At 42.9% G+C, this 13,295-nt stretch carries 10 protein-coding genes; 8 read left to right on the top strand and 2 right to left on the bottom strand.

All coding sequences use genetic code 11. The features are described from left to right. Positions 1 to 67: 67 nt before the first annotated feature. Positions 68 to 1,867, top strand: coding sequence for a penicillin-binding transpeptidase domain-containing protein (locus tag IGK14_RS09235; RefSeq protein WP_010749641.1), 1,800 nt, complete (start codon positions 68 to 70; stop codon positions 1,865 to 1,867). A 197-nt stretch (positions 1,868 to 2,064) separates the two neighbouring features. After that, positions 2,065 to 3,105 carry a CAP domain-containing protein gene (locus IGK14_RS09230; RefSeq protein ID WP_010749642.1) on the top strand — a complete coding sequence of 347 codons (1,041 nt, stop codon included), beginning with the start codon at positions 2,065 to 2,067 and terminating at the stop codon, positions 3,103 to 3,105. A 118-nt stretch (positions 3,106 to 3,223) separates the two neighbouring features. Here IGK14_RS09230 and IGK14_RS09225 read toward each other — a convergent pair whose 3' ends face one another. Next, positions 3,224 to 4,249, bottom strand: a complete 1,026-nt coding sequence (locus IGK14_RS09225) for an AraC family transcriptional regulator (RefSeq protein ID WP_010749643.1) — start codon at positions 4,247 to 4,249, stop codon at positions 3,224 to 3,226. A gap of 167 nt (positions 4,250 to 4,416) precedes the next feature. On the opposite strand from IGK14_RS09225, the gene IGK14_RS09220 reads away from it, so the two are divergent. The 6 genes from IGK14_RS09220 to holA all read left to right on the top strand — a co-directional run bounded on the left by IGK14_RS09220 (position 4,417) and on the right by holA (position 12,904). Beyond that, positions 4,417 to 5,574 (top strand): PTS sugar transporter subunit IIC, encoded by a 1,158-nt coding sequence (locus tag IGK14_RS09220; protein WP_010749644.1) that lies wholly within the window; start codon positions 4,417 to 4,419, stop codon positions 5,572 to 5,574. Between the two features lie 149 nt (positions 5,575 to 5,723). Next, positions 5,724 to 8,318 (top strand): family 78 glycoside hydrolase catalytic domain, encoded by a 2,595-nt coding sequence (locus tag IGK14_RS09215; protein ID WP_438712098.1) that lies wholly within the window; start codon positions 5,724 to 5,726, stop codon positions 8,316 to 8,318. Between the two features lie 87 nt (positions 8,319 to 8,405). Next, positions 8,406 to 9,047 carry a helix-hairpin-helix domain-containing protein gene (locus IGK14_RS09210; RefSeq protein WP_010749646.1) on the top strand — a complete coding sequence of 214 codons (642 nt, stop codon included), beginning with the start codon at positions 8,406 to 8,408 and terminating at the stop codon, positions 9,045 to 9,047. A 93-nt stretch (positions 9,048 to 9,140) separates the two neighbouring features. Continuing rightward, complete coding sequence (locus IGK14_RS09205) at positions 9,141 to 9,638, top strand: ComE operon protein 2 (protein WP_005230159.1); 498 nt, start codon at positions 9,141 to 9,143, stop codon at positions 9,636 to 9,638. Continuing rightward, positions 9,610 to 11,853: a DNA internalization-related competence protein ComEC/Rec2 gene (locus IGK14_RS09200; RefSeq protein ID WP_034695907.1), complete on the top strand. Its 2,244-nt coding sequence runs from the start codon at positions 9,610 to 9,612 to the stop codon at positions 11,851 to 11,853. Before IGK14_RS09205 ends, IGK14_RS09200 begins: the two co-directional genes overlap by 29 nt. Positions 11,854 to 11,884: 31 nt before the next feature. Beyond that, positions 11,885 to 12,904 carry a DNA polymerase III subunit delta gene (holA, locus tag IGK14_RS09195; protein ID WP_034696026.1) on the top strand — a complete coding sequence of 340 codons (1,020 nt, stop codon included), beginning with the start codon at positions 11,885 to 11,887 and terminating at the stop codon, positions 12,902 to 12,904. Positions 12,905 to 12,956: 52 nt separating this feature from the next. On the opposite strand, the gene rpsT is transcribed toward holA, so the two are convergent. Continuing rightward, on the bottom strand, positions 12,957 to 13,211 hold the full coding sequence (rpsT, locus tag IGK14_RS09190; RefSeq protein WP_005230162.1) for a 30S ribosomal protein S20: 255 nt from the start codon (positions 13,209 to 13,211) through the stop codon (positions 12,957 to 12,959). Positions 13,212 to 13,295: the final 84 nt, after the last annotated feature.

Genomic DNA, 13,295 nt, shown 5'->3' with positions numbered 1-13,295 from the left:
CCTCACAAGATCATCACAAATACCCAATACTATAGAGGTATATTCGATCGAAAGGGGCGCTTTGGCGATGTATGACTATCATATAGTCAAAAAGAAAAAAGCGAAGAAAAATCGTAAGCTAGTCGGTCATTGGTTATACATAATCAGTCTTGCGCTTTTTATGGGGTTTTCTGCACGTTTGATTTACATTGTTCAAGTCGGCGTGATTGCTGGCGTCTCTTTGTCTGAAAGAATAGAAAATTTGTATTATAGTTCACGATCCATCGAAACAAGCCGAGGGGCGATTTTTGATCGGCAAGGGACAGTGATCGCACAGGATATTCTTTCCTATACTGTTCGAGCGGTTCTTTCTGAAGATTACATTGACAATGGCCGACCCATGTATCTAGACAGAGCGCGCTTTGAGGAGACCGCAACGATTCTTTCGGAGTATTTACCTATTTCTAACGAGCAAGTTTTGTCTATCTTGACAGACGGTGCGAATCAAACAAACCCGCCTGTTTTTCAAGTGGAATTTGGCAATGTTGGCAGTGGTCTAAGTGTGACTACTCGAAATCAAATCGAAGCGGCGTTTGATGCAGCTGGAATCAACGGTATCTATTTCGATGCTCGTTCAAGTCGCAGCTATCCGAATGGTATCTTTTCTTCACATTTGATAGGGACAACGTCAGATGATGAAGAGATTCGAGTCGGAGTTTCTGGATTAGAATATGTACTGAACGACTTTTTGAAGAATCAAAATGGGCGAGAGTCTTTTCAAGTCAATGCTTCAGGGAATCCTGTTCCTGCAACCAATCAAATGGTAGAAGAAGGCGTAGATGGGAACGATGTTTGGACGACATTAGATGCTCATCTGCAGTTATTCACTGAATCAGTGATGGATGAAGTTAGGGAACAAACACGACCAGAAAATCTAACGGCTTTATTGATGGATGCGAAAACTGGAGAGATTTTAACGATGGCTCAAAGACCTAGTTTTCATCCAGAGATCCAAGAAGGAATTGCGGATGAGCACTTTATTTGGCGTAATCTTTTTACGGAAGAGATGTATGAACCAGGTTCGACCTTGAAGCTGGCAACCGTTGCGGCAGCGATTGATGAAGGTGTTTTTGATCCGACGGAACGCTACAATCCTGTGAGTATGCAGATTGAAGATCGAGTCATCAACGACCACGACTCAGGAGCAAATGGTGAGTTGACGATGCGGCAAGCGTTAGCTTGGTCAAGCAACACTGGGATGGTTCGACTTCAGCAACGAATCGGTTTTGATAATTGGGCACAGTATTTAACTGATTTTGGACTAGGGAAAGTTACAGGAAGTGAGCTTCCCGGTGAGGTGCCTGGTATCTTACCTTCAAGAAATCGGGTGGATTATGCCATGAGTTCCTATGGCCATGCGATCGGCGTCAATCAGATGCAGATGATGCAGCTATTTAGTGCATTTGCCAATGGTGGCGAGATGATACGTCCGCAATTGATTCGGCGAGTAGGGGAAGAGACCCAAGTTTTTCCAGAAGTCGTTTCCCAACCTATTTCACAAGCAGCAGCTGATGCTGTTTTAGAATACATGACCGATGTAGTGACGGATGAACGCTATGGCACCGCTTATGATGTATACCAACTGACGAACCATGAGATTTCTGTCAAAACTGGGACTGCTCAGATCGCCAATGAGAATGGTCAAGGCTACATGACGGGAGAGTTTGATTATATTTATTCGGCGGTCTCCATCTACCCAACGGATGATCCACAGTTTATTCTTTACCTCACTATCAAGCGACCAGAAGAATACGATCGACATACATTAGCTAAAATCGCCAATCCCTTGATGGAGCGTTCGATGGCGCTGCAAAGTTTTCGTGAGTAAAAAAAGTTTCTTAACTGGAGCTTAAAAAGACGTAGATCATCTAAGAAATTTCATGCTGCAGCTGGTCAATTTTCCACAGGAATGATAGTCTTTAGAAAAGGCAGGACGGGTTATCAGCGATCCAATCTAGGGATGAATGAGTGGATAAACGATCGCGCTACAGCTAACACATAATGATTCATTGACGGAGGTGTCATATGAAAAAAATAAAATTCTTAATCAAAAGCATTTTTCTCATCGGGCTTCTTTATTTTGTAAGCCAGATGATTACATGGCAAGACGGGCGCTTGGCATTTCGGGATGCTCGACTCAACGAGATCACTCAATCTCTCTCGTCCCAATTTTCTCCTTCACAAGACACTTCTGCCAGGCCATCGGCAGAAACACCTGCCCAGACATATTTATATAATGAATCACGACAAGTGATCGAAGAAACCTTTGGAGAAGCGATCAATGTATCAGCGAATAGGTATGGACTGAACTGGACTTCCTATCACGATGATTTTCGTAACTTCATGATGGTGATGTATGATGAACATGATATTGCGCAAGGGATCTATACGAATCAAGACACGATTCTTATCGATGACACGCTAGGTATCGGGTCTTCAAAAGCAAGCGTTCGTAATCAGATGGGTACGCGCCAAGAAAGTCTACAACGAGGATCAAGACGGTATCGCATCGATTCGGATGCCGACTATGATCTGTTCTTGCAAGACGATCAATTGATTACTTTTTTCTATGATGTTCATGCCGAAGATACAGTGACTGCGATTCAAATCATCAATCGCTCGCTAGAAACACGCCATGCGAATGATTTTCGCCAAAATCAAGCCGCCATTTTAAGCGGCTTACGAACACAGTTATTTGAATTAACGAATGCCACCCGAGTGAAATTTGGTTTGTCGCCCCTTGTATTCAGTGAAGCAACCAGTGAGACTGCCGGGAAGCATAGCCAAGACATGGCAGAACATCGATACTTTGACCATATTGGGTTAGATGGATCGACTCCATTTGATCGGATGCAAGAAGATGGGATCAGCTTCACTGCTGCAGGGGAGAATTTGGCATTTGGCCAAGCTAGCAGTATTTACGCCCATCAAGGTTTAATGAACTCAGAGGGACATCGGGCAACGATTCTAAACGATGAGTATCAATTTCTCGGGATCGGTATTGCGATCGATACCAGCGAACAGCCATATTATACAACGTTGTATCACAGAGGATCGACGTCGTAAATTCCTGAATTGCTTGAAACTGATTAGTTAAAAAACACTGCTCATTTGAGATTGCTGCGTTAGCAGCATCAAGTGAGTAGTGTTTTTTTGTCGATAAAATGGTGTGCAGCAGTATTGTTTAGTTTTGACGGTAGGCATGAGGAGAGCACTGATACTTCTTTTGAAACAGCTTATAGAAGAATGAGACATTTTTATAGCCGACTTGGTGTGCGATTTGTTCCACAGGTAGGGAAGAGTTTCTCAACAATAAACTGGCTTGATTGAGTTTTAATTCTTGAAGGATCGTCACAAAGGAACGACCAAGCTGCTGACTGATACGGCGACTCAAATAGCTCGGGTTGTATCCAAATGTCTCCGCAACCGAAGCTAGTGTGCAAGTAGCGAAATGTTTCTCCAGATAGTCCAACACTTCTCCGAGGTACAATTGGTCACTGTTTTGCGACTCGATCCGTTGTTTTTCTTGGAAATTACGAACAAGTTCGGAAAAAATAATGATCATATAGGAATGGATGACCTCATGAGAACCGAAGGAGGGGTTGAAGAACTGGGCCAAGACCCCGAAAATCGCATCAATCAAATAGTCGTTGTTACTCGTTTCAAACACTAGGTATTGATTGTGCTTTTGGCTTTCAGATAACGCATTGATGGCAAAATCGGCGATCATGCTATTGGATGCTAACCGACTGAGCATCTGCGTGGAAAAGTACTCTTTGCTGATCAAAAAGTTAATAACAATGTCGTCTTGATTTGTTTCGATAATTTGGTGGATCACCCCAGTATCTAGTAAACAAAAGTCACCTGCCTTTAGGATCACTTTTTTCTCATTGATCATGATCGTGACTGTTCCAGAAAAAACATAATTCATTTCGATAAAATCATGCTGATGTAGTGGCGTAGATGAAAAGCGTGCATGTTTTAAAATCAAGAGCTGGCTTGTCTTAAGAAATCCGCTATCCTGCGGTCGTTTTCGTATGAGACGAGAAAGGTGTTTTTCGAAGGTATATTGGTAAATTGGCTCATTTTTCTCAGTGTAGACTTTCTTGAAATCCTCATAATTGTATGGAAGGGTTTGCGTCTTTTTAAGGGCTATTTCTTCGGTAGTCGTCAATTGTTGTAACTGCTGCAGAATGTTTTGTTTATCCATCGCTTTCTCCTTAGGTAAAAAATAGTCAATGAAATAGTAGAGTATCGTCATTGAAGACAGGTAAAGATAGTATATAATACTTGTATGGTAGCGTTATCAATTATCATAATCCGGATGATAATAATAGTCAATAGTACCAGCAAATTCGAAAGAAATGGGGAATCACCATGAACCACGACAAACCATCATTAGGGGATAAGATCCAAAGTGCCCTTGGTCCATTTGCAAGTAAAGTCAATGGGAATATTTATATTACTTCAGTTAGGGATGCAATGTTAGCTTACATGCCATTCACCTTTATTGCGTCGATCTTTTTAATTATTGCTTTTTTTCCGATCCAACAAGTGACCGATTTTATTACTATGGTGTTGCGAACAGAAGATGCTAGTGTCTGGCAAGAGAAATTGCTCTATGTCAACAATGCCACACTCGCAATCGGTGGTTTGCTAGTTGTCATTTCCCTCGCAAAATCTCTGGCAGAAAAACTTGAAACAAATGTTTTGCAATGTGTCTTAACTGCTTTTGTTTCCTTTTTACTATTAACACCGTTGGATGCAATGGAAGCAGGAACTTTTTTAGATATCACCCGCGTTAGCGCGCAATCGATGTTTTTAGCGATTATTGTCGGTATTTTTAGTACAGTTCTTTATAAAAAAATTGAGGGCAAAGGAATCAAAATCAAAATGCCAGCAGCGGTACCACCAGCTGTTTCTGGTCCATTCGAATCGGTGATTCCATCTTTTCTTGTCATCACGACGATTTGGGTCATCCGACTCATCATCGAAGCCTTATTTAACAGTGATGCCATGACGTTGATCAATGGGACCCTTGGGATTCCATTAACTATGTTAGGTGGCTCCCTAGTTGGAATGGTCGTTGTGAAAATTTTCGAGCAATTCTTGTGGTTTTTTGGCCTTCATGGAACTTCGATCATTCAAGCAGTGATGGACCCAATCCATCAAGTCCTTGAAGATCAAAATCGTGTGGCATCAGTGGCGGGAGAGATTCCAACGAATATTATCAGTATGAGCTTTCGGAATCATTTTGCCTCGATTGGGGTCGTCGGTGCGATCATTGCTATTTTGATCGTAGCAAAAAGTAAACAGTACAAAGAGGTTGGAAAAATTGCTAGTGTTCCTTATATTTTCAATATCGGTGAACCAGCGTTGTTCGGGATACCGTTGATGTTGAATTTCAGTTTTATCATTCCTTTTTTTTGCAAATGCCGTCACAACGATCGTCGCTTACTTTGCTTTTTATTTCGGGCTAGTCCCGATCCCAACTGGGCTTGCGCAAATTCCGTGGACGACTCCGCCGATCATTAGCGGCTATTTTGTCACTGGTAGTATCATGGGCGCATTGTTACAAATCGTCTTGATCGTGATCGCAACGATGATTTGGTTGCCATTTATCAAAGTTGCTGATAAGCAGATCTGTATTGAAGAAGCACAATAACCCACGAAAGGAGCAGCCTATGAAAGAAACGATAACCATCAACGGGAAGACAAAGCCATTAACAGTGGATTTAAATGATCCGGTCCTTATTGAGTGGTCGATGACCAATCACCAAGGCTATCGATTGCAACTCTTCAATGAACAGCAGCAAGCAGTGTATGACGTTTCCAACATAGCCGCTTCTGAGAATAAAATGGCGGTCCACTTACCACAGCATCCGCAGCGAAAAAAATATCAAGTCAAATTGACAGCAGGATCAGGAAACGATGTCACCGTTTACAGCAGTGTGTTTTTCACGATAGAAAAGCGTGAGCAACCTAAAGAAACCATGGGCAAGTGGATCACTCGCTTAGATGATCCAATTAAAAAAGAACGGTTTTATTTTTCAGAAGAGAAAAATAGCTGCTTGTCCCGCTCCTTCACACTGGAAAAGTGTCCTTCCTATGCAGTGATCGATTGCTGCGGGCTTGGTTTTTATCGCTTGTCTGTTAATGGAAAAACGGTATCAGATGTTTATTTAAACAGTGATGTAACGAACTATGATCGAGTCGTCTACTATGATACTTATGAGTTAACTGATTTTTTACAGGAGGGAGACAATCGGATCGAAGTTGAACTTGCGAATGGCTGGTACAACCCTGCTCCGATTGAGATTTTAGGTCGGTATAACATCCGCAAACAACTAGCGATCGGTAAACCCTGTTTCTGGGGGGAGCTTCAGTTAAATGACGGAGGAGAGAATAGCTACATTTACTCAGACAATCAGTGGCAAAGTAGTTTTGGGCCTTATTTGCAAAACAATCTTTATATAGGAGAAATCGTTACCGATGTACCTGATCCTCGTCCAGAAGGAAAAACGGTACAAATTGCTGGTCCCGCGGGACGTTTTAAGCCAAGCTTTATTCCTAAAATCAAGCGCACACAATCGATCGTTCCCAAAAAAATGACCGAAACTGCAGCGGGACTGCTTATTGACTTCGGTCAAATCATCAGCGGTCAATTTGCTTGTACACTTGAGAAAGATTTCATTGGTCAGATCAGAATCAGCTATGCAGAAACATTAGATGAGCAAGGCAACCCTGATTATACGTCTACGATCAGTGGAACTTATGGCGTCTACGATCCCTATGAAGGGAAGCAGTCAGATGATCCCATCGTTCAACGAGACATCATTGAGAAAACGGCAGCGAGGACGTTCGTTTTTGAAAACCGCTACACGTATCATTCTTTTCGCTATGCATTGATCGAGACGAAACCTGCTAACAACCTTCAAGCGATTGTGGGCGCAATCAAAGCCTATCGCCTGCATACGGATGTGAAATCGTTGGTAACCCTTGAAACCTCCGATCCCTTCTTAAATCAGTTATTGGCGGTTGGCCAAGCCACGCGGTTGAACAACATCCACTCGTATTTTGAGGACTGCACCCGTGAGCGGTTCGGATATGGCGGAGACATCGTCGCTTTATTGCCAACACAGATGGCAGATCTGGCGATTGCGCCGTTGTTGGAAAAAGTGTTGTGGGATTTTGCCAACGACCAACGATCGGATGGTGCAATGACTGCAACTGCGCCATTTGTAGGAATCATGACAAATGGTCCATCAAATGGTGGTGGTGCGTTAGGGTGGCAATTGGTAGTTCCAGAGCTTGCTTTGGCATTGGTCAAGACCTATGGGAAACAAGCAGCGGTTGCCAAGCTGCGTCCACAGTTGGAACGGCACCTCAACTATTTACTCGCTTTTGATTTTGATTATATCGCCCAGTGCTGCCTCGGTGATTGGGGAGCAATTGATGAAACTCAGCAAAACGGGGTCATTACTTCGCCAGATCAGTCCTTTTGCTCTGCCTGCATGTATCTGCTTTTACTACAGCGTTACCAAGAATTGATCGACTTGAGGATCATTGGTAACGAGGACTCTTGTCAGCGAGTGACAGCAGCGATCCAGTACACGATACAGCAAATCAAACAGCAGTTTTCTAAAGGAAATGAGCAATACGGTGCGGGCACCTTGTCTAGCATGATCTTTGCAATGAAAACAGGACTCAGTGAGAAAAAACAAACCCTGCCAAAACTAGTACAACGGATCAAGCAGCAAGAGGGGATTTTCTCTTTCGGCATCTTCGGGATGGCATGGAGTTATCAGTTGCTGGCTGAAGCTGGCTATAATGATATTATTTTTGATTGGTTAACGAGGAAATCTGCGCCTAGTTATGCAGCAATGCTGGCAAGTGGAAACGGCACTTTGATGGAACATTTTCCAACGCCGCAACATTCAGCCACTTACGAGGGTTCGTTGAATCATGCCATGTTTGCTTCTTATGGGTATTGGTTTGTCCGTCATTTATTAGGCATTCAGATGACAAGCGCTGGGATACTGATACAACCAGCCTTCGATGTACCTGTAGCCCATGTCAAAGGCTCCTTACAAAGTACGTTTGGATTAGTAACTTTAAGCTGGGAAAAGACTGATTGTACCGTTCGCTTAACGGTGGAGTTGCCACGAACATGTGGCTATGAAATCAGTCAGATGAAAGGTTTTAGAAAAGTCAGCGAGAAAATAGAGGATGAGGGGAGCCAAAAGAAAGTTACCTGTCACTATACGATTACTTCTTAGCTGGTGAAAAAGTCGACACGTGGAAAGTGTTGACTTTTTTTCTGTCCTTGATTACTTTTTGCGTATTTCATCTATGAGGTGGTGAAAATGGATCAATGGAAGCTGCTCAAAGACTATTGGCGATTTGCAGTTGGTGGTGCTGTTTTGATGGTTTTGCTGATCATCTGGTTTGTACCGTTCTCGCAAAACAAAGAAACAAGCTGGCAATCAATGGCAGATGCAGAAGGTCAATCGTCTGAAATGGGGGAAGATGGAACCCTTCAAGAAGATGGTCTTCACGATGAAGAGTATGAGATCGTTATCGATGTCAAAGGAGAAGTGCACCAACCGGGCATTTATCGTTTAAAATCAGGTGCGCGGATGTATGAATTGATCGAACAAGCAGGTGGTCTGACAGAAGAGGCGTTAGAAACAGCCATAAACTTAGCACAGGTGCTGCAAGATCAACAGATGGTGATCGTCCCACATAAAGAGGATCAAGCGTTTACGGAGATGAATGCTTCAGGAGTAGGTGGCAGCCAGACAGCAGTGACACAAATCAATCTGAATCAAGCCAATGCGCAGCAACTGCAAGAACTGCCAGGTGTGGGTGCCAAAAAAGCAGAAGCAATCATCGCTTACCGCGAAGAATATGGCTTTTTTAAACAGATTGATGACCTAAAAAAGATCACAGGCATCGGAGAGAAGACCTTTGAGTCCTTGAAAGAGATGATTACAGTGACGGACTGAACCAAATAAAAGTAAGAAATACTAAGAAATGACGGTTGAAAATTCAAGAAATTCGATTAGAATAGAACTAATCAATCGCAAAGGAGCAAATGAATGAGCAATACGAGAATCCCTTGGGACCAGTATTTTATGGCGCAAGCTGTTTTACTTTCTTTACGCAGTACGTGTTCCCGACTTGAAGTCGGCGCTACATTAGTCAAAGATCGCCGAATCATCGCTGGAGGCTACAATGGGTCAGTCAGTGGCGATGTACACTGCATCGACGATGGCTGTTATGTTGTCGATGACCATTGTATTCGGACGATTCATGCAGAAATGAATGCCTTATTGCAATGTGCAAAATTAGGGGTGTCAACAGACAATGCGGAAATCTATGTGACGCATTTCCCTTGCCTTCCCTGTACGAAAGCAATTTTGCAAGCAGGGGTCAAAACGATCCATTATTTGAATGACTATCGTAACAATCAGTATGCAATGGAATTGATTCAACAAGTAGGTGCTTCCGTCCACCAAGTTGAACTTGATCCGGTGTATTTTGAAAAACTTTCATTTGGTGTGCTGAATGATGCACAACCAACAAAAGAGAACTGATTCATTTTTATTTCTTAGTATTATTTTTGCTTGTTCGGTGACTGCTTACTATGTGCAGTCCATCTTACTGGGACTCATTGCACTTTATTATTTCGGGATGCTTGTCTTAAGACGACAAGCATTTTTGTGCATGATTTGTTTGGTCGGACTGTTGCTGTTAAGTGTCCGCGTCTGTCTTTCTCGGAATGGAAACATACAAGAAGGTGAGTATCAAGGGGTAGTCAATGTGTTGCCAGACACGATCAAAATCAATGGCGATCTGCTTACGTTTGAAGCAAAATCTTCCGCAGGTAAAGTGATTGGCCGTTACACGATTTCTTCAGAGACTGAAAAACAGCAATGGCAGGATCGATCCGATTGGGGAAGAAAGCTGCTGGTGAAAGGATTTTTTTCTCTTCCTGAAAAACCACGAAACCGCCACGGGTTTGACTATTCTGCCTATCTAGCCAGTCGATCAATTATTGGCACAGTCCATATCGAGCAAATGGTAGGAATGGAAGCAGCAGACTCAGGCTTTTCGCTTGCAAAAGTTCGAGCAGAGGTTATTTCTTCTGTGCAACGAATCTTTCCTGAACGCTCAGCAGCCTATATCAATGCGTTGCTCTTTGGTTTTAAAGACCATGACTTTCAAGAAGTACGTCAAATGTATCGTGCTAGTGGCTTATTGCATTTCTTTACGATCTCAGGAATGCATGTCGTCTTATTTTTCAAGTGGTTTCGCGGAAGCTTCTGCCGATTGGGGTTTACGCAAAAAGAAATGCTGTTGCCAATGGGGGTCTTTTTCTTGGTCGTAATTGGGATTTGTGGCGGCGGCATTAGTGTCTGGCGTGCTGTCTTGGCATTGTCGGTTACTCAAGTGACCACTCTTTATCAACAACGGCTATCGGCAAGTGATCATTATGGGATCGTCTTAACGGCTCTTTTATTCGTTGATCCCAAAGTATTGCTTCAAACATCGGGGCAACTAAGTCTTTTGATGACCTTCCTGATAATGATGCAGCGACCGATCAAATTGACGTGGTTTTGGCGCAGTCAGTTTCTCACGGTGCTGGCTGCGCCTGTCATTGTCTCGCTCTTTTATGAATTTCCATTATTTGGGGGCTTTTTGACGTTTGTCTTTTTACCGTTTTTTCAATTGGTTTTGCTGCCAGCCTGTTTCTTAATGTTCATTGCTGGGACGCTTTTCCCAACCATCAGTGGGCTGATTGCCCTTTTTGAAGAGCTTTTATTACTTATGGAAGTTGCCGTGGGCGCTGTAGGAGGCGTATCGATAACGGTGGGTGCCGTTCCTGCAGGATTGGCAGCTAGTTGTTGTTTGCTTGGCCTGCTCTGTTACCAAAAGAAACGGTGGCTGCTGGTGATCTGTTTTTCGCTTGTTGTACCAATCCTCTTTCAACAGAATCGCGTTTTACCCACCATTAGTTATGTCGACGTTGGTCAAGGCGATAGTATCGTTTTACAGGCAGAAAAAAATCGCGAAGTTTATGTGATCGATACTGGAGGTTCTCTATCTTTTCCGAAAGAAAACTGGCAAGAGCGCAAACGACAAGCTGCCGCGGAATCTACATTGATTCCTTTTTTAAAAGGGGAGGGAGTCAAGAAGATTACTGGTTTGTTTCTAACTCATGGCGACACGGACCATATGGGAGATGCGCTAGCATTGATGAAGGCGATCCCTGTTGAAACGTTATATCTTGTACCAGGAAGTGAACAAGATCACCGCATCTCCAAGCTTTTAAACGAACTGCCTAAGCAGACAAGCGTTGTTTGGACGACGGTTGGCCAAGTGGTGGGGGATTCCCTTCAGTTGCAAGTATTGGCACCAGAATCAGGTGAAGGACAAAACGAAGATTCGATGGTGATTAAAACCAAGGTAGGGGATAAAACATTTTTGTTTACTGGCGATCTCGAACAAGCAGGGGAAAAAAAGTTGATTCATGATTATCCGAATTTAAAAGTTGATGTATTGAAGCTAGGGCATCATGGCAGTCGAACCTCGACGGCACCTGAGTTTGTTGCGGCAATCGATCCCCAATTCGGGATCGTTTCAAGTGGACGGAACAATCGGTACGGGCATCCTCATGAAGAGGTGCTTGAAACGTTGGTAAATCAGACCGTTTTGCGAACCGATCAGCAGGGCATGATCCAATTTATTTGGTCTGAAAAACAACAATCATTTTTGATAAAAACGCTGCTAGACTATCCGATTGACTAATGGTAGGATAAGAATGAAAGCGGGGGGAACGATGGAATTACAAAAAGCGTTGCAAGCAATTCGAACCAAGGAGTTGCAATCGATTTATCTGGTCATCGGCAGTGAAATGTTTTTACAAGAGCAAGTTCGCACGGCCTTTTTGGAGCGTTTTTCCGTTGGGAAAGATGATCTGAATTTTGCTTCCTTTGACATGGAGAAAGATCCCCTTGATATGGTGATCCAAGAAGCCCAATCGTTGCCTTTTTTTGGCGATCAGCGATTACTGTTCGTTGAGCGGCCATTTTTCTTAACGGCTGAAAAAAAGAGCAATGCACCTGAGCATGACCTAGATGATTTTTTGAATTATATCAAAGACCCATTGGAATCATCGGTAATGGTGATTTTTGCAGATGTCGATAAATTAGATGACCGGAAAAAAATTACTAAGCAGTTGAAGAAAGCCGCAGTTGTGATTGATGTCGCACCTATGAAAGAAGCCGACGTGCGTCAGTATCTCCAACAGTCGTTGGCCAATGATGGCATCGAAATGAGCCGAGAGGCGTTTGATTTGTTTTTACGGTTAACGGATCTGCACCTATCAAAAGCGATGCAGGAGTTACAGAAACTACGGCTGTATGCAGGAAATGGCAATAAAATTACGAAAGAGATCGTCTTGCAGTTGATCCCTAAGACGTTGGAACACAATGTCTTTGAATTAACCAGCGATGTCTTAAAGGGGAACGTATCGGATGCGTTGCGCTTGTATGACGATCTATTATTGCAAGGGGAAGAGACGATCAAGATCAATGCTATCTTGATCAGCCAAGTCCGTCTGCTGTTACAGGCGGCGATTTTGATGAAAATTGGCTACCAGCAAGCCAATATCGCAGAAACGTTGGGGATTCATCCGTACCGAGTGAAGTTAGCGATGCAGCAAGCTCGGGGGTTTGGAGAAAAGCAATTAGCGGCACTATATAGTGAATTGATCGAAAATGATTACTTAGTAAAAAGTGGTCAGATGGACAAAGAGTATTTGTTCCAGCTATTTGTTTTAAAACATGGCAAACAGTAAGACAAAAAGAAAGGCGCAGCAATCATCGATTGCTGCGCCTTTCTTAATTTGCTTATTTTGCAATTTTTTTACTTAAACGAGATTTGTCGCGACTAGCTTTGTTCTTGTGGATCAATCCTTTAGTCTCAGCCATATCGATTGCTTTAACAGCATCTTTATATAACGCATCTACGTTATCAGCACCAGCTTCAACAGCTTGATCAAATTTTTTGATTGCTGTACGCATTGTGCTTACTTGAGATGAATTCTTAGCATTAGCCGCTTCGCTTGTGCGAACACGTTTGATTGCAGATTCAATGTTTGGCATGTATTTCACCTCCGAAAAAAAAGTTCAATTACGTTTAGAAAACGTATAAATCAACACTAGTCATTATACCTAATGCCAAGAGTG

This window comes from Enterococcus sp. DIV0970a (assembly GCF_051711265.1).
In the GTDB taxonomy this organism is placed as follows: Bacteria; Bacillota; Bacilli; order Lactobacillales; family Enterococcaceae; genus Enterococcus_D; species Enterococcus_D casseliflavus.
This window is presented reverse-complemented; position numbering and strand designations above follow the sequence as displayed.